The organism is Microbacterium sp. LEMMJ01 (assembly GCF_002114135.1).
Classification (GTDB): domain Bacteria; phylum Actinomycetota; class Actinomycetes; order Actinomycetales; family Microbacteriaceae; genus Microbacterium.
Genome location: NZ_NCTV01000015.1, coordinates 1 through 23,402 on the forward strand (window position 1 = coordinate 1; position 23,402 = coordinate 23,402).

The following is a 23,402-nucleotide window of genomic DNA, read 5'->3' on the forward strand; positions in this document are numbered from 1 at the left end:
CGGCGCGTCGTCTGGGAAGGCCCCGGACGGGGTGGCGAGGGTCGGGAAGGCGCGGGATGGGGTCATGATCGGGTTCCTGTTCGGATCGCGAGGAAGGCGACCGGCGCGTCCTGCTCCCCACGACGGGGAGCCGGTCTGACTAGACCCCGTCGTGGCGACGAAGGAGGAGGAACCGGGATGTGCGCATAGGGAGAACCTAGCACAACTCCTCAGACAAGCAGAGCAGTCGAGTCACCTGCGAGAATGGACCCATGACGACCGTGCGCCGCGAATCCCTCGCCGAACAGGCCGCCGAACTGCTCCTCGCCCGGATCGGAGCCGGCGAATGGGAGGTCGGCGGGAAGCTGCCCGCCGAGACGACGCTCGCTCCGCAGCTCGGCGTGGGTCGCTCGACGGCCCGCGAGGCGATCCGCATCCTGGCCGGGCGCGGTGTGCTCGCCACCCGCCAGGGCGCGGGCGTCTTCGTCACGGCCGTCGAGCCCGCCCCGACCTGGGATGCCGTCCTCGACCGCGCCGACATCATCGCGGTCCTCGAGGCCCGCACCGCGATCGAAGTCGAGGCCGCGGCGCTCGCTGCGGAGCGCCGGACCGCGGCCGACCTGGACGAGCTGAGGCGCACGCTCGCCGAACGCGACCGTCGACGCACGGACATCCGCGCGCACGTCGAGGCGGACATGGCCTTCCACCGGGCCGTCGTCGTCGCCTCCGGCAATCCCGTGCTGCGAGAGCTGTTCGACGGCTTCGCCCCGCGCTCGCTGCAGGCCATGATCGACATGCTGCGCATCCGCGGCCATCACGGCGACGCCGCCGACCAGGACGCGCACGGGCGTATCGGCGATGCGATCGCCGCGCGCGACCCCCGGACAGCCGGCGCCCTGACCCGCGAGCACCTCGATACGGTGAAGAGGCTGTTCGGCTGACGCCGGAAGGCGAGCTCAGACGGCGGTCAGATCCGACTCCTGCGCCCGTTTCCACTGATCCCCGCCGGCGTCGCGCGCCCGTTCCGCCGCGGATGCCGCCGCCGCGACGAGTGTGTCGTAGTCGTATCCCGCGACGGCTGCCGTCGCCCAGCCGATGCTGGCGGAGGAGCGGATCCCGCTCGCAGGCGCCTCCAGATCGATGATCGACACGGAGGCCAGGATCGCCCGCAGGTGGAACCGCACCGCCTCGTCGCTTCCGTGGATGATGACGATCGCGCGGTCGTCGGCGACCCGCTCCGCATCGGCTGTCGCCGGAAGCGCGTCGCCGATGTCCGCGTGGAACCGATCGGCGATGCGTCGGAAGCCGGCGCTGCTCGACGCCTCGCGGAGGTCGGTGGGGTCGTCCAGGCGGATGTCGAGGATCGACCAGGCGGGGTCCTTCTGCGCTGACGCCTTGCGAAGCCGCTCCCTGGCGCGCTCCGCCGCGCCGTCCGTCCCGGGCGTCGCGCTCTCCACCCGCACGAGGAGCACGAGGGTGAAGGCTGCGCACGTGCTCACGACGATCGTCCCGACCGCGTTCATCCCGCGCAGCGCGCTGAGCTGCTCCTCCGTGCTCACGCCTCCCGAGACGAGGGCGGAGCCGGCGCTCACGACGGCGACCACGACGAAGCCGCACGCGGCGAGCGCGAGAGGCAGCACGATGTCCCGCGACGCCGGCTGCCCTCGGAGCAGCTCCCAGGCGAGCAGGCCGGCGAAGACCGCCATCGCCAGGAAGACGACGTGGAAGACCGGCAGATACCAGCGCGTGCCCGCCGTGAGGATCAGCGCCGTGGGGACGCCGACGAGCGCGAGGACGACCGGCAGCCAGGGCGCTGACCGTCCGAAGTGCATCCGCACCCCGAGCCACACGAGCGGCACGAAGGAGACGACGATCGCGGAGGCGGCCGCGCGGAGCACGGGGCTGCCGGTGTGGTGACCGGCCAACCAGAGGTAGGCGCCGAGCATCCCGATGCCGAAGGCGACGCCCCAGACGATGGTCGCCCTGCTCGGCCGCGCCAGGGTGGCGAGACCGACGACGATCGCGGTGAGCACGGTCACCACGGCCACCATGCTCGTGGTGACGTCAACGCTGACGGGCACGAGCGGCGTCATACGGGGTCCTCTCTCATTCGTCGGGGGAAGCGGACGGTGACGGTGGTCCCGACGTCCACCTCGCTCGCCACAAGGATGGCGCCGCCGTGCGCGACCACGATGTCCCGCGCGATGCCCATGCCGAGACCGGTGCCGGCGATGCCGCCGCGCACGGCGCTGTCGGCGCGGAAGTAGGGCTCGAACAGCCGCGGCAGCTCCTCCTCGGCGATGCCGATCCCGGTGTCCGCCACGGTGACCTCGGCGTGTCCGTCCGACTCCGCCAGCCGCACCGTGATGCGCCCGCCCCCCGGCGTGTACTTCACGGCGTTGCCCAGGAGGTTGTCCAGCACCTGACGCAGCCGGAACGCGTCGCCCGTGATCACCATCCGCTCGGCCCCGTCGAGGATGAGCTCCTGCCGCGCGGCCCCCATCAGGGGCGCGAACGACGCGGCCGACTCCTCGACGACCACGCGCAGGTCCACCGGCTCGAAGGGGTCGTGCGAGACCCGCCCCGTCTGGGCCTGCATGCTCGTGACGAGATCCTGCAGCCGCTCCCCCGCGTCCGCGATGACCTCGATCTGCGCGGGCACGCGGCCGGGGAGGTCGTCGCGCTCGCGCAGGAGCTCGACGTGGCCGATGATCGCGGTCAGCGGGTTGCGTAGCTCGTGGGAGATCACGGCGGTCAGCGCCCGCCGCTCCTCGGCGGCCTCCAGGAGCGCGGTGACGTCGTCGATGACGACGAGGGTGATGCACTCCCCCTCCCGGGCTCCGGCGATGGGCTGCGTGGTCACGGCCAGGGCGTGCCACTGCCCTGCCCCGTCGTACAGCCACACCCGCTCCTCCCGCATCGACTCCCCCGCGGCCGCCCGCGCCAGCGTCGTGCGCTCCGGGGTCAGAGCCGTCCCGCGCCGGGCGTCGTACTCGACGGACGCCGACGGGAGCGCCGCGCCGAAGCGGTCACGGCCGTAGAGGGTGCGGTAGGCGTCGTTCATCTGCAGGATGCGGCCCGCGGAGGTGACCACGACCAGCGCGATGCGCAGCGCGTCGATGACCTGCGTGACGCGCTCCTGGTTCGTCTCGGCCCGCTCCGCCGCCCGGTTCACCTGCTCGGAGCGGCGCTGCAGGAGCCGCCGTGCCGCGCCGGAGCGCTGGGCGCCGATGCGGACCGTCACGCCGAGGAAGCTCAGGGTGATGACGACCGTGAGCACGCGCAGCAGCACGTCCTCCGGCGGGCCGGAGCGGTCCGAGAAGAACACCAGGCAGCCGCCGCTGAGCGCGATGCCGACGAACACCCAGGGCATCGAGAAGTAGGTCGCCAGCCAGACCACGGGGAAGACCCAGAGGAAGCCGAGCCGGAGATCCGGCACGTTCGTCGTCAGTCCGACCCCGAGCACGTCGAGCAGCGGGAGGACCGTCACCGCCGTGCGCGGCAGACGTCGCCACGGGACCATGAGCGCCACCAGGGTGGTGACGACGATGAGGCCGATCCCCCCGATGAACAGCGGGATCGCGAGGGTCTGCGGCTTGAAGCCCGCGACCATCACCACGATGGCGACGATGCTCGCGGTGAACACCAGCTGCCACCGCCAGATCGAGACCGTACGGATCATCAAGGTCCGCCTCCCGGTCGATCCTCAGCATTCACGCAAGATTACTCAAAGATCGTCACATCTCGCTCTTCAGGAGGCGTTCGCGCCCTACGATTCTGAGTGGGAGCCGACGCTGCGACTGGGGATTTCGCAGAAGCTGGGGCCGCGCGAGTGGGGATTCGCAGGCATCCGGGGCCGCGGTGGGGGAGCCGCGGCCTCGACCCCTCCCGTCAGGGGCGCCGATCGTCGGACGTGAGGCGGTATCCGACGCCACGCACCGTCTCGATGTAGCGAGGGGCGGTGGGACTGTCGCCGAGCTTCCGACGCAGATTGGCCATGTGCGTCTCGATCGCCCGCTTGTCGGGTTCGCTCACCCGATCGAAGGCGCCGCCGGAGGCTCCGCGCAGTCCGAGCGCGAGGTCGGCTTTGCTGCAGACCCGGCGGCCGGCCTCGAGGAGCGCCGCGAGCAGGTCGAACTCGGTGGGGGTGAGTTCGACGGGGCGCTGGGCGACGAGCACGAGGCGCGTGTCGAGGTCGAGACTGAGGTCACGGTGCACGAGCCCTCGCCACGTGGCCACGGTGGCATCGGCGGCGGCACCGGCCGGGAGCGCGGCACTCGGGGCGGGTGAGGCCGCGGGGACGGGGGTCGGAGCCGCCGGGACCTGTGCCGCGGCGAGAGGGAGCGGGTCCGTCGCCGGGGTGCGGGTGCGCCGGAGGAGCGCCTCGATCCGGGCACGCAGCTCGCGCGGCCGGAAAGGCTTCACCAGGTACTCGTCGGCACCGGAGGTGAGGCCGAGCACCACGTCCGACTCGTCGGCCAGGGCGGACAGCATGATGATGAAGGTGTCGCTGACCTGTCGGATGCGCCGCGCGACCTCGAAGCCGTCGATGCCGGGGAGGTTGATGTCGAGCGTGGTGATGATCGGACGGTGCGCCGCGACCGCCGCGAGCCCCTCCGGCCCGGAGCCGGCCAGCACGGTGCGGAACCCCGCGGCGAGGAACACCTCGTCCAGCAGCGACCGGACCCCGGGGTCGTCCTCGATGATGACCGCGACCAGCGGCTCCCCCGCCGTCACGCGCGCTCCTCACGGGTGATCGTGACGACGCGAGGTGCGTCGGCGTCGAGTTCCGACGGGTCGAGGGCGTCGTCCTCGCCGGCACCGACGGGGCGTTCGATCTCGATGTCCCACCAGGCGTCGGCGAGCTCCTCCGCCATACCGCGGCCCCATTCCACGACCACGACCGACCGCTCCAGGTCGAGGTCGAGGTCGTCGAGTTCCGCCGCGGAGCCGAGGCGATAGGCGTCGACGTGCACGAGCGGCGCGCGGCCGACGAGCGACGGATGCGTGCGGGCGATCACGAACGTGGGGCTCTGCACGGGACCGCGCACCCCGAGCCCCTCGGCCAGGCCGCGGGTGAAGGTGGTCTTGCCCGCCCCCAGCGGCCCGGTGAGGATCAGGAGGTCGCCCGGCGCGAGCTGCTCGCCGATGCGCAGGCCGAGTTGCTCCATCTCCTCGGAGGTGGAGATCCGGCGGCGTCCGAGGAACGCGGGGTCCAGGCTCACGTCGTCCTCCGCGGCACCCGGTGACCGATGCGGGTGACGATCTCGTAGCCGATCGTGCCGGCGGCCTCCGCCCAATCCGTGGCCGACGGCACGCCGAGGGTCGGATCCCCGAACAGGGTGACCTCGTCACCGACATCCACCGGTGCATCCCCGATGTCCACGACGAACTGATCCATCGCGATCCGTCCGACGTTCGTGTAGCGGCGCCCTCCGATCGACACGGGCAGGCGTCCGGAGGCGCTGCGGGGCACGCCGTCGGCATAACCGAGGGGCACGAGCGCCAGGGTGGTCTCGCGGTCGGTGCGGTGCACGTAGTCGTAGGAGACCCCGGTGCCGGCGGGAACACGACGGACGGCCGCCACCGCCCCGCGCAGGGTCATGGCCGGGCGCAGACCCAGTTCCGCGGAGGAGCGGTCGTCAAAGGGCGAGAGGCCGTACGTGCCGATGCCGATGCGGACGGCGTCCAGCCGTGTCTCCGGCAGGTCGATCGCGGCGGCCGTGGCGGCGATGTGGCGGATCTCCGGGCGTACGCCGAGCGCCGCGGCCTGCGCCACACCCTCCTCGAACCGGGCGAGCGCGGCGCGGTCGTCGGCCGGCGAGGCGTTGGAGAGGTGCGAGAAGAGGCCCACGATGCGCAGGCGGCCGATGCGCTCCAGCCGGGCGGCCTCGGCGAGCACCGTCCCCCAGTCGTCGGGAGCGATGCCGTTGCGCGACAGCCCGGTCTCGAGCTTCAGGTGCACGGCGACCGGGCGGTCCGCGGACGCGGCGGCGGCCGCCTGCAGCTGGTCGTACGACGAGATGCCGACCTCGACCCCTTCCGCTGCCGCCTCCAGGAACCGCTCCCCCGGGGCGTGCAGCCAGGCCACCACAGGCGCGTGCACGCCCTGACGCCGCAGTTCCAGCGCCTCCGGGATCTCGGCCACGCCGAGCCGCGTCGCACCGGCGGAGAGCGCGGCCACGGCGGTCGCGGCGGCGCCGTGCCCGTAGGCGTTGGCCTTGACGACGACGAGCACCTCGACGCCGGTGAGCCTGCGGAAGTGTCGCACGTTGTCGGCGATCGCATCGAGGTCGATCGTGGCCTCGCGGAACGGGACGGTCACAGCGGGGCTCCTTCGGCGACGACGAATGCGGCGGCGAGGCCGGCATCGTGGGTGAGGGTGAGATGCAGCGTGCGGATGCCGCGCTCCTCGACGACCGCGGCGGTGGATCCGGACAGCACGAAGTGCGGCTTTCCGGAGGCCTCCGAGGCGATCTCGATCTCGGTCCAGTGCACGCCGTCGGAGCCGCCGAGCGCCTTGATCAGCGCTTCCTTCGCGGCATATCGCGCGGCCAGAGAGGGCAGCCGGAGCTCCCGTTCGGACGGAGCGAACAGCCGCTCGCGCAGGCGAGGGGTGCGGGTCATCGTGCGCTCGAACCTCGGGATGTCCACGAGGTCGATGCCGGTGCCGATGATCACGCGTTCAGCCTACTCGGGCTTGCCCACCCACCCCTCTCCGTACACCCCACCCCTCTGCGTGCGCACGCAGAGGGGTGGGAGGAACACAAGGGGGTGGGTCGGCGGTCACTCCACCGTGACGGACTTCGCGAGGTTGCGCGGCTGGTCCACGTCGAGACCCTTCGCGGTGGCCAGCGCCATCGCGAAGATCTGCAGCGGAACCACGGCGAGCAGCGGCTCGAACATGGGCCCGGCGAGCGGGATGTGGATGACCTCGTCGGCGAAGGGCAGCACGGCGGCGTCGCCCTCCTCCGCCACGACGATCACGCGGGCGCCACGGGCGCGGATCTCCTGGATGTTGGAGACGACCTTGGAGTGCACGAGCGCGGAGTGCCGCGGCGACGGCACGAGCACGAACACCGGCTGTCCCGGCTCGATCAGGGCGATCGGACCGTGCTTGAGCTCACCGGCGGCGAAGCCCTCCGCGTGGATGTAGGAGATCTCCTTGAGCTTGAGCGCACCCTCGAGCGCGATCGGATAGCCGACGTGGCGGCCGAGGAAGAGCACCGAGCGGGTGTCGGCCATCCAGCCGGCGAGCTGCGAGACGTGCTCGTGCTCGCTCTCCAGCACCTTCGCGACCTTCTCCGGCAGCGCGGCGAGCTCTTCGACGTCCGTGGAGGCGTCGGCGACGACACCGCGGACGCGGCCCATGTGCAGGCCGAGCAGCAGCAGGGCCGTGATCTGGGCGGAGAACGCCTTGGTCGAGGCCACGGCGACCTCCGGGCCGGCGTGGGTGTACACGACGGCGTCGGACTCGCGCGGGATGGTCGCGCCCTGCGTGTTGCAGACCGACAGCGTGCGGGCACCGCGCTCCCGGGCGTACTTCACGGCCATGAGGGTGTCCATGGTCTCGCCGGACTGGCTGATCGAGACCACGAGGGTGTCCGCGCCGATGACCGGGTCGCGGTAGCGGAACTCGTGGGCGAGCTCGACGTCGACGGCCACGCGGGCCCACTGCTCGATCGCGTACTTGCCGACGAGCGCGGCATAGGAGGCCGTGCCGCACGCCGTGATGATGACGCGGTTGATGCCGACGAAGAGCTCGTCGAGGCCGTCCAGCTCCGGGATCACGACCTGACCGTCGCGGATGCGTCCGCGGATGGTGTTCGCGACCGCCTCGGGCTGCTCCGCGACCTCCTTGGCCATGAAGCTCGACCATCCGCCCTTCTCGGCGGCGGCGGCGTCCCAGGAGACGTCGAAGGGCTCGGCGGTGACGGGCGTCCCGGCGAAGTCGGTCACGGTCACCGCGTCCGGGGTGATCGAGACGATCTGGTCCTGACCGATCGCCAGTGCCTTGCGGGTGTGCTCGACGAAGGCGGCGACGTCGGAGCCGAGGAAGTTCTCCCCCTCGCCCAGACCGATGACGAGCGGCGAGTTGCGGCGAGCGCCGACGACGAGTCCGGGGTGGTGCTGGTGCATCGCGAGGAGGGTGAAGGCGCCCTCGAGGCGGTTGACGACAGCACGGAACGCGAGGGCGAGGTCGCCCCCGTTGCCGGCGTACTCGCGACCGAGCAGCGCCGCAGCCACCTCGGTGTCGGTCTCGCTGCGGAAGGCGACACCGTCGGCGAGGAGCTCGTCGCGCAGAGCCGCGAAGTTCTCGATGATGCCGTTGTGGATCACCGCGAGCTTGTCGTCGTCGGCGAGGTGGGGGTGCGCGTTGACGTCGGTCGGGCCGCCGTGCGTCGCCCACCGCGTGTGCCCGATGCCGGTGGTGCCGTCGGCGAGGGGCGCATCGCCGAGCGAGTCGCGCAGCATGGCGAGCTTGCCCGCCTTCTTGCGCATGCCCAGCGTTCCCTCGCCGTCGATCACGGCGATGCCCGCGGAGTCATAGCCGCGGTACTCGAGCCGGGCGAGGCCGGCGAGAAGGATGTCCTGGCTGGGCCGCGGGCCCACGTATCCGACGATTCCACACATGGGGACAAGGGTAAGCGGGAATTTTTGCGAGTCGTCCGAACAATAGAGCGCCGCCGGAGGGGCTCAGAGCTTGCGCAGGAGCACGCTCTCCACGTCGTGATCCGCGCCCTTCCGCAGGACCAGTCGCGCGCGGTGCCGGGTGGGCATCACGTTCTCGACGAGGTTCGGCATGTTGATCTCGTTCCAATATCCCAGTGCGGTCGTGATCGCCTCCTCGTCGGTGAGGTGCGCGAACACGTTGAAGTAGGACGACGGGTTGCTGAAGGCTCCCTGCCGCAGGGCGAGGAACCGGTCGACGTACCACTTCTCGATGTGCGCGGTGTCGGCGTCCACGAAGATCGAGAAGTCGAAGAGATCGCTGACCGCGACGTCGTTCGGGGCGGGCGGGGGTTGCAGGACGTTGAGCCCTTCGACGATGACGACATCGGGGCGGCGCACCACGACGTGCGCGTCGGGGACGATGTCGTAGCGCATGTGGGAGTAGAACGGCGCCCGCACCTCGGGGGCTCCGCTCTTGACCTCCGTGAGGAACTCGATCAGCGCCCGGCGGTCGTACGACTCCGGGAAGCCCTTGCGATCCATGAGGCTGCGACGCTCGAGCTCGGCGTTCGGGTAGAGGAAGCCGTCCGTCGTCACCAGCTCGACCCGCGGCGTCCCCGGCCATCGGCTCATCAACTCGCGGAGGAGCCGGGCGATGGTCGACTTGCCTACGGCCACGGAGCCGGCGACACCGACGACGAAGGGCGTGGTCGTGTCGTCCTCCTGGAGGAACGACGAGGTGGCCGCACCGAGCTGCTTCGTCGCGCTCGCGTACAGGCTCAGCAGCCGGCTCAGCGGGAGGTAGACCTCGCGGACCTCGGTGAGGTCGAGGCGATCGCCGATGCCTCGCAGCTCCACGACCTCGGTCTCGGTCAGGGGCTGGTCGAGTCCGGCGGCGAGACGCGCCCATTCCGCGCGCCCGATCTCCCGGTACGGCGACAGCGGCAGCGTGGGGTCGGCGGTGGTCACGTCGTCCATCGTAACCGCGCGCGAGTATCCTCATCCCGTGCGCCTGGGAGTCCTCGACATCGGATCCAACACCGTCCACATGCTCGCCGCCGACGTGCGTCCGGGCGGACGACCGCTCGCCACCACGAGCGATCGGACCGTGCTGCGCCTCATGCGCTACCTGACACCGGACGGGGCGATCGCGGAGGAGGGCGTGCAGGCCCTGGAAGCGGCCGTCGCGCAGGCGCGCCGGGTGGCGGAGGAGGAACGCGTGGACGCGCTCCTCGCCACCGCCACGAGCGCCGTCCGCGATGCCCGCAACGGGGCCGAGGTGATCGCCCGCATCGAGGCCGTCCTCGGCCAGCCCCTCCAGGTGCTCGACGGGGAGACCGAGGCCGCGCTCACGTTTCTCGCCGTGCGGCGCTGGTTCGGGTGGTCTGCCGGCCAGCTGCTGCTCCTCGACATCGGCGGCGGCTCCCTGGAGATCGCCGCCGGCGCCGAGGAGGTGCCGGATGTCGCCGCGTCCGTCCCCCTCGGAGCCGGGCGCATGACCGTGCAGTTCCTTCCGCAGGATCCTCCGGGGCAGGACGACGTGGAGCGGCTCCGGGCACACGCCGCGGCGACTCTCGACACGGTCGTCCCCCGGTTCCATGCCCTCCCCCGTCCGGACCACGTCGTGGGGTCCTCCAAGGCGATCCGTTCGCTCGCACGGCTGGTCGGCTATCCCGTCCCCGGCTGGTCCGGGATCGAGCGGATGCTGCTCCCTCGTGACGCGCTCGGGTCGTGGATCCCGCGGCTCGCGCGCCTTCCGGCGTCGGCGCGGCAGGAGCTCCCCGGCATCACGCCCGACCGCACGTTCCAGATCGTGGCGGCGGCGGTGGCGCTGCACGCCGCCATGAGCGCGCTGGATGTCGAGGAGCTGGAGGTGTCGCCGTGGGCGCTGCGCGAAGGCGTGCTGCTGCGGTACATCGAACAGCTTGGCCCGCGATCCTGAAAGACGCGCTCCGGAGGCGTGGATAGCATGACGCCATGACCTCGACCCTCGCCGTCCGCCCTCGTCGCGCCGCGGCGACGGCGCGCGTCGCCCTGGTCGGCTACCTGCTGTTCGTGGGCTTCACCGTCTGGCTTCCCGCGAGCGTGTCGTCGAAGGTCACCGGACTCGTGGGCGTGACGGCCCGGTGGGTCGCGGAGGCCGGGATCGCGTCCTACCAGCAGAGCGCCGTGGTCCTGGAGATCCTGGCCAACGTCGCCCTCTTCGTCCCCGTTGGGCTGCTGCTCCCGTTCGCCTGGCCGCGGCTCCGGCTCTGGCAGGTCACGCTCGCCGGCGGACTGCTCAGCATCGTGATCGAGTCGGTTCAGGGCCTCATGCCCTCCCGCTTCCCCACGGTCAGCGACGTGATCGCCAACACCACCGGCACCTTCCTGGGGGCGGTCATCGCGACCGTGCTGCTCGCGTTGCTGTCGCGAGGTCCCGAACGGGCGAGGAACCGTAGGCTGGCCTCGTGACCATCCCTCCCCCCGACGGCCCGCCGTCCGGCATGAGCCGCCGAGAGTGGCGCGAGCAGCAGGAACAGCCCGCGCCCACCTCCGTCCCCGAGAACGACGCCAGCCCGATCATCCCTCCCGGCGAGACGCTGACCGTCCTGACGGTGTGCACGGGGAACATCTGCCGCTCTCCCCTGGCCGAGGTGCTGCTCCGACAGCGCCTCGAGCCGCTGGGCGTCCGCGTGCACAGCGCCGGAACGCACGCGCTGGACGGTCACGGCATGCCGGAGGAGGCCCTCGAACTCGCGACGCAGGGCGGTGCCGATCCGGCGATCGCCGCCGCCCACCGCGCCCGCTACCTCGTCGAGCCCTACATCACAGGCGCCGACCTCGTATTGACGATGGCTCGCGAACACCGCTCCGCCGTCGTGAAGATGGTGCCCGGCGCTCTGCGTCGCACATTCACGCTGCGCGAGTTCGCACGGCTCGCATCGACGCTGAGCACGGAGGAGGCCCAGGACGCCGCCCGGGCAGACGGTGCACCACGCGACCGGTTCGCCGCCGTGCTCCGCGCCGTCGGCGACCAGCGCGGCCTCACCCCCGCGCCACCCGCGGACGACGACGTCGTCGATCCGTACCGCCGTTCGCGCGAGACCTATGCGCTCTCCGGCGCCCAGCTCACCCCCGCGCTGGACGAGGTTGAGCGGATCGTCCGGGCGGCGCTTCGCTAGGCCGGATCTTCCGCACCGACTCATCGAACCGTGGACGTCACGGGGTGCAGGTCGAGGTCTCGACTGGCGTCTCCCTTGTCATAGGGGTGTGCCAAACCTCCAGCTCGTCGCCGTCACCAGCGACACCATCGAAGGTCACGTCGACGGTGTGCTCGCTGACGAACCTGTTCAGCACTTCTACCTTGACCGCGGGACGACCGAGGTGCTGGCCGACCGCGAGCGGAGTCACAGCACTGCCATCCACCGAAGCGCTCACCAACGAAGACCCCACCGGGCCGTAGAGGACGATGTAGCTGCTGATCTCGCCCGGGGCGAAGTACGGCCCCGCGATGTAGTACGGAAGCCGCGAAGCCTCAGCTTCCTCGAGCGAGGATGCCAGCGTGACGGAAGCGCGTGCCTGCCCTCCCCCGAGACACGCCATGATGCTCATGTCGAGGTAATAGCTCTTCTTCGAAGCCGTGTTGTCATTCACATAGACACCGAGCAGAGGTTTTCCATCCGTGGGCATCCGTCCCGCCATTCGGGTAGTCCCGATCAGCGCCATCTCATCCGGGTCCTCGCTGGAGTACAGCAGGCGCCCCTCCTCCACCGCGCGAGCGAGCGCACTGATCATGGCCGTCGGCGAACCTGCGCCACTCGTGAGTTTCGTGAAGACGGCGTCCGCCGCCGACCCGAAGAACGCATTCTGCATGAGCGGGTCTTCGTATCGGAAGTACGCCTCGTTCAGCAGCAGCGGCACAGCGTTCTCCGCGGTCAACGAGTCGCCGGTCGGCAGGGTCACCGGCCCCGTGACTGCGAGCAGGTATGAGAGCGCCACCGGATCCATGGATATGTAGGCATCCACATCCGTCCCCACATCCCGGTTCCACCAGCCCTGAAGAATCCCTGTGGCCGTCGGGAAATCCGGCACCATCGTGAAGTCGGGGGTGTAGCGGCCGATCTTATCGCCGTAGATCGTGACGGCCTCGGGGTCTAGGGAGACGACCGGCTCCTCGGTCGGCTGGCGGAAATCCGAGCTATCCACGTGTTCCGTGATCGCAATCGCGCCGTTGTCGACACGAATCACGATGAACACCGCCGCGTTGCCGGCGAGACTGCGCGCTTCCGAGTTGCCCTGGAACATGACCAGGTAGTTGCGGGGCCCGTTCGCCCCCAGTGCTTCGGGGAGAACACCCAGGACGTCGTGAATAGGGGACAGTGTCTCGTCAAGCCGCGCCAGCGCGCCGTCCAGCCTTGCGACGCCGGAAGCCACCTCGTCGATGAGCCCGTCAGTGTGGATGGCACCGATCCTCGCGCCTGCCCGGTCAACCTCCGCCACGACGCCGTCGACAAGCGACGAGAGCCCGCCCAGGGCAGCAACGTCGATTCGTCCTCCACTCGGGGTGAGTGCAGAGAGGTCGAGCTGCGTGGCGGGCGTCACCGCCTCTGCTACGAGCGAGTCCGTCACCTCCGCGACCTCCCGCACAGCGGTGAGGTTCGAGCCGATCCAGGGCACCCACTCCCCCACCGCCCACAGCCGACCCTGGGTGGGCGATACCGCAGCCGAAGTCTCCTCCGCCAGCCGCGCAGCCGCTTCCGATGCCGCAGCAGTGTCCTGAGACAGGATTGATTCTTGCACCGTCGACACCTCGGCCATCGCCGCCTCCAGGTGGGACCGAGTCGTCATGGCACGCTCATAGAGCTGCACGGCGGCGACCACCGCGGCGGTGAGCAGCAGGATGAGGGCAATGACCAATGCGATCCAAATCCAGTGCCGACGACGGCGCGGCGGGCGTGTCTCCACAGCGGGGGCCTCCGTCAGAGTTCGCGCTTCACGGCGCGTGCGGGGTCCGGGCTGTTCCTGATGCATGTCGTCCATTCAATCAGCAGGCGAGGTCCCGGCTAGACCGGGACCTGACTGCTGATCATGCCCGATCGCCTCAAGTTCTCCGGAGCCGGCCTGGAGGGCGTTTCAAGGCGAGGAGGACAAAGATGACGCTGAAGACGAACACGGTCCCACCGACGGCTGTGAGAAGTTCGACTCCCGAGAGTCGGGCGATAATCGTGAGAAACACTAGGAATCGGGCGAGGTCCCATGCCAACTGACTGGATTGTCGGTCTGCGATCGCCAGTGCGCGAGAGATGGCGCCTGTACCGGTCTGACCGAGGAAGTAAAGCAAGGCCGCCAGCCCGAGCCACACCGTTGTCGGGCTCGACGGAGCCGTGCTCCAGAGGACGGCGAGAGTCCCGACCGCCGCCGCGAGTGCTCCCGCGGCAAGACCAGCCCCCCACCCCTTGACGACCGTGCGTCGGAACGCACGGTCGTCCGCGACCCGCACTGCAAGGCCCAAATCTCGCTCCACGAAAGGCGCCACGACTGTCTGCATAACGGTCGTAAACCCGCCTCCTGTCCGCAGGATGATCGCCCACGCTTCGCTAAACGCCCCCAAAGCAGGCACTGCTAGGCCCGCCGCTTGTGCCGTGAAGCCGTTCGCCGCTCCCGCTACGGAAAGCCGCCATCCCGAGCGCCAGATCACTCCGTATTGCGTGAAACTCCGTACTGCTTCCCGAAAAAGTGGAGCGCGAGCTCCGCGATGACGCCAAATAAACGTTCCGAGGGTTGCGACGAGCAACGCCCCCGACGATGACAGGATCACGGGATAGAAGCCGTCACCTAGCAGCACCGCAGCCCCAGAGAAAGCCACGGCGCAGCATCCGTAGGCCGTTCGCAGGAACGCAACACCGCCCATATCGCTTTGGCGGGTGTACCACGCAGCCACAAGCGCATAGAGCCCCTGCCCGACGAGCATCGCCAACGTTCCGATGACTACGTCGACAAACCGCCAAGTGCCGACCCGAAGCGCGGCGGTCCACTCGATGCCCTCAGTGATGACCTTCAGTGACCCCGCCAGGACCAGCAGACCAAACAGGGCGATGAGGACACCGGCTCCAACGCGAACATAGAGCGCAGCGCGCGCCTCGTCGGCCACCCCTGGAAGTCGAGTGGGGATGGACGCCAACAAGGGCTGAAGAAGAAGTCCTGCGAGACTACTGCAGAAGACCGAAGCCGCCAGTGCGGAGTGCTGTCCCGACACGACTGGAACGAAGGCGGCCATGACGACAAGGCCCTGCCCTAATGCCACCCGGAACAGTTGTCTCACGCGAGTCCCGCAATGGATCGCAAAAAGACGATGCGACGTCGCTCTACGGCCTGCGCTGCCACCCGCGCAGACACGGACTCCGGGAGATTGTGGCCGTTCGACTGTAGAACGAACGCATCCAACACGGAGACGTCGATGTTGTCAACGGGGGAATTGCTCGCGCCAGCGAGTTTAAGGAGGAGTGGATCCTGAACATCGGCAAGCCCCTCATCCCAGTAGGGCAGAACAGTCGGGATACCTACTCCAATGTAGTCTCTGACCTTCAGCGGAGACGCAGTGCGCAAGCCGGCTCTCTCCAAAGCCAAAGAACCGATCGCCGCCGACCACGTCGAGAGCTCGCTGACATACCCGTCCTCATCCTCCGTGGAAACAACGATGACACGCTCACCAACAACGTTCCTAACTCCTGCAGCCGCGTCAACCGGGCACACGACCACCCAATCGGCGGCGAGGCTACTCGACTCCGCGAGGCGCGCGAACCGGTCGAGTCCCGCCCATGGATTCGCCACCCCAACGCTGATTCCGATCCGGGGTCGCGGCAACACGGCGGGCCGATCACGCCGATGCAACCAACTCGCATTGACGAAAACCCCTCGGGGCCCGCGCACGGCCCGAAAGCTCGGCGACTTCGCGAGTTCGCTCACAACGAAGGTTGCGCCGTCTGCCCTGCTCATCTCAGCGTCTCGAAAGCACCGTAGAAAGAGCGAGCGGACAAATGAACCTCGAGTCACCTCGGCAATGTCGTCCGCGTGGATGTCGAGCACCACAGGCCCAACTTCCTTCAGCTTCCGAAGGAGGCCGGGAACCGGCGTAAGCCACCGAAGGTAAATTATGTCCGGGGCATAGGCAGCGAGCCGCTGTTTAAGCGACCCACGCTCACCCACATCCCGAAGTAGGTTGCTGAACGCTGCTCGCTCAGCGCGATCCGGATGCCCGAAGATGAACTGCTTCACCTCGACCCCTCCCGTTCGCCATTGAGTGTGTCTCTGAGCAGTGTGGACACTTATCGAACGGTAACGGGGCCCGTAGGGTGTGACATACGCGATGCGAAGTGGCCTCTCACTCGACATAACGGTAAAACTCCTCACTGAACCGCTCGATGTCCCAGCTTGACTCATAGGAAGCGCGGTGCGGAAATGCCGACGCAGCGGGTTTCGCGGTGCGAAGTACGCGTGCCAATTCGCTCGAGAACCGGGAGGTTTCCAAGGCAGGCAGCAGCGCCGACCCCTGTAATCCATCCAGCACGGTGCCGACACCGCCGACATCGAAAGCCACAACTGGCACGCCGAGCGCACGCGCCTCAGTCAGGGCGATCGGCAAGCCCTCGCGGATACTCGGATGCGCTACGACATCCGCAACTGCCATCCATCTCCAGCCTCCGTCCCGTCGACCCAGCAGATGGAAGCGGTCGCTGACCCCCAGAGCGTTTGCTTTCGCCTCAAGTGCAGCCCGTTCTGGCCCCTCTCCGACGATCGCGACATGCACGTCCTCTGGCAGGCCCAGCATCGCCTCGACGATCAGCGAATGCCGCTTGTCCGGCAGTAGGTTACCTACGCTGACAACGAGAGGAGCCCCCTCGGGCACGCCGACCTCTCGTCGAAACTCCTCCGGCGCGTGAGGAGTGTTCAGGACCCACTCCCGCATCCCGGCACGGTCCACGCCAGCGCGGACCACCACCGTCCGTCGGAATCCGGCCGTGGTCGGCGCGGCCGCCACGTCTTCGCTCACGGCGATACACAGGTCTGCCTGCCGGTTGAGCAACCGCCCGAGCGCCATCGATGCCCGAGCGTACCGGGTGCTGTGCGCGACCTCGACGATACGCGGCATCCGGTAGCCGAGCGCCTTGCGCAGTTTCAGTACGGCTGCAGGCCATGGCGAATGCACCACCACCGGCTCATCGACCGCCATTTGTGACGCGAGCTTCCAGAGCCTCGTGGCCGATATCCAGCGCGACGAGGTCTGCAGATCGTCCAGGGCGACCCCGGCCGCTTTGATCTCACCAGCGAAGTATGCGTCCGCCGAATGGGTATTCACAACGAGGCGCGTGCGCGCAGTCCCCGCGCGCTGTTCGTACCGCAGCCGAGTTACGAGCAAAGACTCGGTCCCGCCTAGGCCCAGACCCCGGACGACTTCGACTACCACGAGGGACGCCGCCCGTCGAAGGTCGGGGCTCCGGGGAGCGCCAGCACGCTCTCCTTGCTTTCGTCTAGCACCCGTGTGCTCGCGGCGATCATGAGACACATGAAGAAAATGAGCGACGTGTCGAAGGAGCCCGAGAGGCTGTAGGCGACGGCCGCGAAGATCACGAAGAGTTGGCCGAGCTGCGCTGCCTGGCGCCAAGCGGAGACCGCGACGGCAATCAGCAGCACGAACGAGATCACGCCGTACTCCGACCATGCCTCCAACCAGAGGTTGTGTGGGTATGCAGGTACCCCATTGGCCAGACCGGAGCCCCCAAAGTAGTAGTTTCCCGGACCAGCCCCGAACAGTGGATGCTGTCGGATGGTCGCCGCCGCCCCCTCCCAGGCGTCGAGCCGGCTCGACGCGTTGCCGTCGGCGTCGTCCAGCCGCAGCCACGAAGTGACGTCGAATCGCGAAGCGGCCAGGAAGAACAGGCCGATAGCACCGATCACCGCCAAGGTGACGAGCCGCACCGCCCGTCGCGCTCCTGCCTTGTCGACTCCGTATCCGCGGATGAGGACATACGCCAGGGCGACAACAAGTCCGAGAAGCGGCCCTCGTGATCCTGAGAAGACGAGCCCTGTGGCCGCGATAAGAAACACGGGCCATGCGTGCCAACGCCATGAGTGTCGCGCGACTTGGAAGACCACCACCAGAGCGGCGACAGCCGCATACTGCGCCAGGACTATCGGATTGACGCCGAAGGCGGCTTCTTGAGCGTGAACTCTGCCTCCGCCGATGACACGCAAGGTTTCGGCGACAGCGAGGATGGTTCCCCCCGGGAGGAGTCCCAGGGCGAAACCCTGCTTCCAACGAACCAGCACCCCAATCCGGCCAAGGAGTCCGGCGGCGATGACCGAAGCTGCTAGTTGAAGGCCGGTGGATTCCGCGTACTGCGAAGGCTGCACCCACTCCCTCACGACGACGGTCATGGCGAGGAGGGCAGCGTAGATGATTCCGGACCCTATTCGTACCCGCGCCGTCTGATTGCGGGCGAAAATAGTGACAACCATCAGGCCTGCGGTCAACGCTACTAGGCCGCCCCCAGGCGGAAGGAGCGCTCCGTACACCGGGAAGAGGCTCCACATCGCTGCCCCGAGGAACCCGAGGGCAGTGCGGAAAAGGGTCACCGAGAGGATCACAACGACGAACAGGGCGATCATCCCCGCGAGCAAGAGTTCGGGAGTCATCGGCCGCTGTCCATCAGTGCGTCCCGAACAGTATTGAACCAGGCTGTCTGCACGATCTCTCTGTCGAATCTCTCTGAAACTAGTGCCGCCGCCGCGTCAGCCATCCGCCGGGCGGTGTCCCGATCGTCGAGTGCTTGACGGAGAGCACGGGCGAGTGCAGCGGCATCGTCGACCGGAACGAGCCAGCCAGTTATTCCGTCGGTGACGAGATCGACGATGCCGGTAGCGCGCGTGGCCACGACCGGCACGCTTGCGGCGAAGGCTTCCAGTACGACTGTAGGCATTCCCTCCCGGCGGCTAGGCAGGCAGAGGACGTCGGCCGCGGCGAGATACGGCTTTACATCCGCGACCTCGCCGACGACGACGAGCCGGGCGACGGCCTCTCGGAGAAGCCGTTCGCCTTCCGCCCCCGAGGCGTCATCGATACCTCCAACGATCACCAACCATGCGTGAGAATGCTGCTGCACGATGGCCATCGCCTCGGCCAGTGCGACGAGCCCCTTATCTGCCGTGAGTCGCCCCATGAAGACCACAATCTGTGCGGGAGCCGGGATGCCGAGGTGCTCACGCATAGTGGTTCGCGCGGTGGCGTCATGCCGCGCGTCGCCGAACTGCCGGACGTCGACGCCGTTCGGGCTTCCCGCTCCGAGCACGACGATCTTTTCCGCCGGGACCAGGCGCTCCGCGAGCGCGCGCTCGCGGAGCGACGGCCCGACGGCAACCACCTGGGTCGCCGCCGCGCCGCTGACGCGCTCCATCATTCGCAGGAGCATCCGCAGAGGCCCCTGCGCGCTCTCGAGACGGAGGCCATGCAGTTCGTACAAGCGCACCGGCACATGACGCATCGCGGCAGCAATCCCGCCGAGCAGTCCTGCCTTCGGAGTTCCGATGACCACGACCGTCGGCCGCAACCGCTTCAGCAACCACCACCACCGACTAAGGGCGCGCAGATCGGCAATGGGATGCGGCGTCCGCGCCATCGGAAGCACGTATGCGGTCACACCCGGATACTGTGCGAGCGCCTCACCGATCGGTCCGGCCCCGCTCACAAGGTGCACGTCCCAGCCGTCATCGGCGAGACGCTGATAAAGACCCTCGTGGTAGCGCAGCTGGTAATCGATGGTGACTCCGAAGACGATCGAACGACGATCACCCGTCATCTCGCACCTCCCCGCTGGCTAGCACCTGCTGCAACCACCGTTCGTCGCGCGCAACGCGGGGGCTCGCCCATCCCTCTTGTTGGGTCTGACCGAACCACATCATCTCCAGTCGTCGCGCGAGCCCCGCGAAGCCAGGGGCGACGCGTCCGGCGAAGTAACCGGTAGAGAGCGTCATCGTGCAGAGCCAGCGAGGAAGAACCAGCGGACGTCGCGAACCGGCCGTGCGAAGCACGTCGCTGACCGAAAGCCCCTCCCAAGGTTGCAGCACGACACCGGGGACCGCGCCGGGCTCTCTTCCCACTGCTTCGACCGTGGCCGCCAAGCCATGCAGGCCACTCACGACCGATTGCTGGCTCCCTGGCGACGCGACGCTTGCCAGCCGCGATGCCGCCAATCGGCGTAGTCGTTGCGTAGTGGGCCGTCCCGGACCCTGTACAGAAGTGGCGCGCACAATGACGATGCTCGGTCGCGCGTCGCGATCAGCGTCGGCGAGCATGAGGAGGCCGACCTCGCCCAGCGCCTTCGATCGTGAATAAGGAGAGAACGGCGAGTAGCGCGTTGATTCGTCGAGCACCTTATCCCGCCCCTGGACGGCTGCGGAGCTGAGGTGCACGAATCGCGCCGCTCCCGCACGCCTGCTGGCTTCGGCGAGGACCGTCGGAAGGTAGGAGTTGGCTCCCCAGAGGTCCTGCGTGGCATCGGCGTCCGGGGCGGCGGCGCCCGCGGCGTTGATGACGACATCCACGCCGGCGAGCTGACTCGCCATCTCCGCGGCCACAGGATCGACGCTCGCCTGGCGAACGATCGACTCACCGGACAGCTGCTGGGCATCGCATCGGAGACGCGGCGCGCGAAGCTCCCGCACCTCGTAGCCACGAGACCGCAGATGCGCGGCAATGCCCGAGCCCACGAAACCAGAAGCTCCGACGACTGCCCATCGACGGCGCTGACGTGGGTCCGCCGCAGCGGCGACTGCCGGGACACTCGACACGAACGGCCGGTTCACCGGCATCAATAGGCGCGAGCCACGAATCCTCGGTAGCGCGACGTAGGCCACCGACAAGGCGACGATGCCCGCAAGCCCGAGCCATGTTGGCACCGCCTGCGTCCAGGAGAGATAGCCCAGCACCGCCGAACCCGCGCTCACCGATCCTGCGATAGCGGTGACGACACCGTGTGAGAGACCGGTATCTGTAAGTCGCTGATAGGCGTGAGTCCGGTGGGCCGACAACACGCCCTCAGCGCGAGCAAACCGACGCACGATCGTCGTCATCGTGTCGGCAAGCCAAGGGGCGAGAACCGGCACGGCGAGAAGCGGACTCACGCCGGCCGCCAAGGCCATGACCACGACCACGCCGATGACAGCCCCGAGGAGGTAGCTTCCGACATCACCGAGGAAAAGGCTTGGACGCCGCAGATTCCACGGAAGGAAAGCGACGAAGGCGGCGGCGAGCGCGATGCCCGCGACAGCGAGCCACGTCTGCCCCGCAGTCGAACCCGCCACCACGAACGCCAGTCCCGCTATCGCACCATGAACACCGGAGATGCCGTTAATACCGTCGATGAAGTTCGCGACGTTGATGTAGCCGGCGATAGCGATCATCATCAGGACGGACCACCACGGGGACAGTCCGAAGACGGCCGTTACCGCGAGGCCAGAACTGACGCCGATCGCGAGTTGCAGCAGCAGGCGCACGCCCGAGCCCAAGCTAACTACATCGTCCACGAAGCCCACGGCCGCAGCCAGGTTCGTTGCAGCCAGAAGGATGAGGACAGGGGCAACGTCAGTCATGCCGAGGAACAGGCTGACGACAAGTGCCGCGTCCCAGGCGAGGAGTGGAGCGAGACCCCCACCACGCAGGGTGGGAGCCGAATGCGACGACCTGTCGTTCGGGACATCGACCGACCCGATACGGGCGAGGAGAGGACGGACGGCGAACGGCAGCAGAACACCCAGGACCAGCGCTGTGGTGCCGACGAGCGCGAGCTCGACTTGCATCAGCGGTGCCCGAGTTGGATCGGCTCAATAGCGACCGTGTCGTTCTCGCGGGGCGTCGCGAACATCCGGTGCATCCAGCCTTCCTTGTCGAGACGGTCGGGCGTGATCGTGTCGACACGCGTGTGGGAGACCTTGGGGTGGAACGGACGCTCGAGGTTCTCCCGGGAGCCGACGAGCTCCTCGTGCAGTTTCTCGCCGTTGCGCAGCCCGGTGAAGACGATCTCGATGTCCTTGCCGGACATGGCGATCATCCGCTTCGCGACCTCGAGGATCGACACGGGCTCGCCCATGTCGAGGATGAGCACCTCCCCCGCACGACCGATGCCGCCCGCCTGCACGACGAGCTGACAGGCCTCGGGGATGGTCATGAAGTACCGCGTCGCCTGCGGGTGCGTGACGGTGATGGGCCGTCCCTCCGCGATCAGGCGCTGGAACGTCGGGAGCATCGATCCTCGGCTGCCGATCACGTTACCGAAGCGCACCGAGAGGTAGCGCATGCCGGTCTCTTCTCCGGCCCAGGCGGTGAGCTTCTCGGCCACGCGTTTGGAGTGCCCGAGCACGCTGGTGGGGTTGGCGGCCTTGTCCGTCGAGATGTTGACGAAGGTGGTCACGCCGGCGCGGCGGGCGGCGTTGATGACGTTGAGAGTGCCGATGACGTTCGTCTTCCAGGCTTCGTCGGGGTACTGCTCGAGCATCGGCAGGTGCTTGAGCGCGGCGGCATGGAAGACCACCTCGGGACGGCGCTCGTCGAAGATCCGGTCGAGCGTCGCCGTCTCGCGGATGTCGGCCAGCACGACGTCCGGCGTGTCGAGCAGCCCGTGTCCGGCGGTGCCGAGCTGCGCGAACTGCAACCCCGTCTCGTCGCGGTCGAGCATGACCAGTTCGCGCGGACCGAACTTGGCCAGCTGGCGGCACAGCTCCGCGCCGATCGACCCTCCGGCGCCGGTCACGAGCACACGACGGCCGGTGATGTAGCCGGCGATGAGCTCGACGTTGGTGTCCACGGGGTGGCGTCCGATGAGGTCCTCGATGCTGATGTCGCGGACGTCGGTGAGCGCCCGTGTGCCCGAGGTCATCATCTCGATGCTGGGGGTCACCGCCACACGCAGGCCCGCCGCCTCGGCACGATCGGTGAGCGTGCGCAACAGGGAGCTGTCGGCACGGGCGATGGCGATCACGGCGAGCGTCGCCCCGGTGCGGGCGCGCGCGGCGGCGATGTCCCGCGTGGTGCCGATCACCGGGACGCCGCGCAGCCGCAGGTTCCGCTTGTCCGGGTCGTCTTCCAGGAGTCCGACGGGCCGGATCGGCGACAACGGATCGGTGGTCATGTTCGCGAGGAGCTTGTCGGCGACGAACCCGGCGCCGATGATGAGCGCCGGTTCCGCGTCGACCCCGGGCTTGCGCGAACGCTCGATGACGAGCCGCGCCACGTACCGCACACCGAACATGAGCAGCAGCACGAAGGGGAACGCGAGGATCAGTGTGGCGCGGGGGACGCCGATCACCGTGCCGAGCGGGATGACGACGAGCGACAGCGCCAGCGCTTCGGCGACGACCAGGAACGCCAACGTGCGGACCTCGTCGAAGGATCCGTACGTGAACCGGCCGCGATACAGCGCCGTCGCGAAGCCGAGGACGATCTGGATGGCGCCGGCGACGACCGCGAGGACCACGGTCGTGATCCACCCCCGGGCGTCCATCTGGAACTCGAACCGGAGCGCCACAGCGAGAACCACCCCGACGCTCCAGCACGCACCATCGACCAGCGCGGCGAGCACGCGACGGCGCCGCTGCTTGACCGATGCCTGCGCCGGCAGCCGGTTCTCGTCGGCCTCATCGCCGATCCTCTGTGCACCGCTCACGACAGTCTGCTCCCCCGCATTTTTCTCCACCTGTGTGCCATGCTCTCACAGGAA

The 23,402-nt window shown here is 68.6% G+C and carries 20 protein-coding genes; 4 read left to right on the forward strand and 16 right to left on the reverse strand.

Features of this window, described 5'->3' with window-relative positions; all coding sequences use genetic code 11:
* Window positions 1-251 precede the first annotated feature (251 nt).
* Complete coding sequence (locus B7W94_RS01030) at window positions 252-920, forward strand: FadR/GntR family transcriptional regulator (RefSeq protein WP_085603666.1); 669 nt, start codon at window positions 252-254, stop codon at window positions 918-920.
* Between the two features lie 15 nt (window positions 921-935).
* On the opposite strand, the gene B7W94_RS01035 is transcribed toward B7W94_RS01030, so the two are convergent.
* From B7W94_RS01035 to coaA, 8 genes are all read right to left on the reverse strand, one after another.
* Window positions 936-2,072, reverse strand: coding sequence for a hypothetical protein (locus tag B7W94_RS01035; RefSeq protein WP_025104373.1), 1,137 nt, complete (start codon window positions 2,070-2,072; stop codon window positions 936-938).
* Window positions 2,069-3,661, reverse strand: coding sequence for a sensor histidine kinase (locus B7W94_RS01040; protein ID WP_085603669.1), 1,593 nt, complete (start codon window positions 3,659-3,661; stop codon window positions 2,069-2,071). Before B7W94_RS01040 ends, B7W94_RS01035 begins: the two co-directional genes overlap by 4 nt.
* A 209-nt stretch (window positions 3,662-3,870) precedes the next feature.
* Entirely contained in the window at window positions 3,871-4,716 is an 846-nt protein-coding gene (locus B7W94_RS01045) for a response regulator transcription factor (RefSeq protein WP_085603672.1), read from the reverse strand.
* Window positions 4,713-5,204, reverse strand: a complete 492-nt coding sequence (gene tsaE, locus B7W94_RS01050) for a tRNA (adenosine(37)-N6)-threonylcarbamoyltransferase complex ATPase subunit type 1 TsaE (protein ID WP_441338622.1) — start codon at window positions 5,202-5,204, stop codon at window positions 4,713-4,715. Before tsaE ends, B7W94_RS01045 begins: the two co-directional genes overlap by 4 nt.
* Window positions 5,201-6,304 carry an alanine racemase gene (alr, locus tag B7W94_RS01055; protein WP_085603675.1) on the reverse strand — a complete coding sequence of 368 codons (1,104 nt, stop codon included), beginning with the start codon at window positions 6,302-6,304 and terminating at the stop codon, window positions 5,201-5,203. The genes tsaE and alr overlap by 4 nt, the downstream gene beginning before the upstream one ends.
* Complete coding sequence (locus tag B7W94_RS01060; protein WP_025104378.1) at window positions 6,301-6,660, reverse strand: holo-ACP synthase; 360 nt, start codon at window positions 6,658-6,660, stop codon at window positions 6,301-6,303. The genes alr and B7W94_RS01060 overlap by 4 nt, the downstream gene beginning before the upstream one ends.
* Window positions 6,661-6,765: 105 nt before the next feature.
* Window positions 6,766-8,613 (reverse strand): glutamine--fructose-6-phosphate transaminase (isomerizing), encoded by a 1,848-nt coding sequence (glmS, locus tag B7W94_RS01065; RefSeq protein WP_085603677.1) that lies wholly within the window; start codon window positions 8,611-8,613, stop codon window positions 6,766-6,768.
* A gap of 63 nt (window positions 8,614-8,676) precedes the next feature.
* The gene (gene coaA / locus B7W94_RS01070) at window positions 8,677-9,630 is read right to left on the reverse strand and encodes a type I pantothenate kinase (protein ID WP_085603680.1); all 954 of its coding nucleotides are present in this window, start codon (window positions 9,628-9,630) and stop codon (window positions 8,677-8,679) included.
* Between the two features lie 28 nt (window positions 9,631-9,658).
* Here coaA and B7W94_RS01075 point away from each other — a divergent pair, with 28 nt between their 5' ends.
* Genes B7W94_RS01075 through B7W94_RS01085 form a run of 3 tightly spaced genes read left to right on the forward strand, consistent with a single transcriptional unit; the run spans window position 9,659 to window position 11,816 of the window.
* Complete coding sequence (locus tag B7W94_RS01075; RefSeq protein ID WP_085604106.1) at window positions 9,659-10,594, forward strand: Ppx/GppA phosphatase family protein; 936 nt, start codon at window positions 9,659-9,661, stop codon at window positions 10,592-10,594.
* A gap of 35 nt (window positions 10,595-10,629) precedes the next feature.
* Window positions 10,630-11,106: a VanZ family protein gene (locus tag B7W94_RS01080; protein ID WP_085603683.1), complete on the forward strand. Its 477-nt coding sequence runs from the start codon at window positions 10,630-10,632 to the stop codon at window positions 11,104-11,106.
* Window positions 11,103-11,816, forward strand: coding sequence for an arsenate reductase/protein-tyrosine-phosphatase family protein (locus B7W94_RS01085; RefSeq protein ID WP_253247346.1), 714 nt, complete (start codon window positions 11,103-11,105; stop codon window positions 11,814-11,816). Before B7W94_RS01080 ends, B7W94_RS01085 begins: the two co-directional genes overlap by 4 nt.
* A 37-nt stretch (window positions 11,817-11,853) precedes the next feature.
* Here the strand turns inward: B7W94_RS01085 and B7W94_RS01090 are convergent, their stop codons facing one another.
* The 8 genes from B7W94_RS01090 to B7W94_RS01120 all read right to left on the reverse strand — a co-directional run bounded on the left by B7W94_RS01090 (window position 11,854) and on the right by B7W94_RS01120 (window position 23,348).
* Window positions 11,854-13,665, reverse strand: a complete 1,812-nt coding sequence (locus B7W94_RS01090; protein ID WP_139833216.1) for a DUF4012 domain-containing protein — start codon at window positions 13,663-13,665, stop codon at window positions 11,854-11,856.
* A 70-nt stretch (window positions 13,666-13,735) separates the two neighbouring features.
* The gene (locus tag B7W94_RS17815) at window positions 13,736-14,785 is read right to left on the reverse strand and encodes a hypothetical protein (RefSeq protein ID WP_139833217.1); all 1,050 of its coding nucleotides are present in this window, start codon (window positions 14,783-14,785) and stop codon (window positions 13,736-13,738) included.
* A gap of 167 nt (window positions 14,786-14,952) precedes the next feature.
* Window positions 14,953-15,909 carry a hypothetical protein gene (locus B7W94_RS17820; protein WP_139833218.1) on the reverse strand — a complete coding sequence of 319 codons (957 nt, stop codon included), beginning with the start codon at window positions 15,907-15,909 and terminating at the stop codon, window positions 14,953-14,955.
* Window positions 15,910-16,015: 106 nt separating this feature from the next.
* Window positions 16,016-16,990: a glycosyltransferase gene (locus B7W94_RS01100; protein WP_172400039.1), complete on the reverse strand. Its 975-nt coding sequence runs from the start codon at window positions 16,988-16,990 to the stop codon at window positions 16,016-16,018.
* 101 nt (window positions 16,991-17,091) lie between these two features.
* Window positions 17,092-18,327: an O-antigen ligase family protein gene (locus tag B7W94_RS01105; RefSeq protein ID WP_085603694.1), complete on the reverse strand. Its 1,236-nt coding sequence runs from the start codon at window positions 18,325-18,327 to the stop codon at window positions 17,092-17,094.
* On the reverse strand, window positions 18,324-19,487 hold the full coding sequence (locus B7W94_RS01110; protein WP_085603697.1) for a glycosyltransferase: 1,164 nt from the start codon (window positions 19,485-19,487) through the stop codon (window positions 18,324-18,326). The genes B7W94_RS01105 and B7W94_RS01110 overlap by 4 nt, the downstream gene beginning before the upstream one ends.
* The gene (locus B7W94_RS01115) at window positions 19,477-21,486 is read right to left on the reverse strand and encodes an NAD-dependent epimerase/dehydratase family protein (RefSeq protein WP_085603700.1); all 2,010 of its coding nucleotides are present in this window, start codon (window positions 21,484-21,486) and stop codon (window positions 19,477-19,479) included. Before B7W94_RS01115 ends, B7W94_RS01110 begins: the two co-directional genes overlap by 11 nt.
* Entirely contained in the window at window positions 21,486-23,348 is a 1,863-nt protein-coding gene (locus tag B7W94_RS01120; protein ID WP_253247347.1) for a polysaccharide biosynthesis protein, read from the reverse strand. Before B7W94_RS01120 ends, B7W94_RS01115 begins: the two co-directional genes overlap by 1 nt.
* Window positions 23,349-23,402 lie beyond the last annotated feature (54 nt).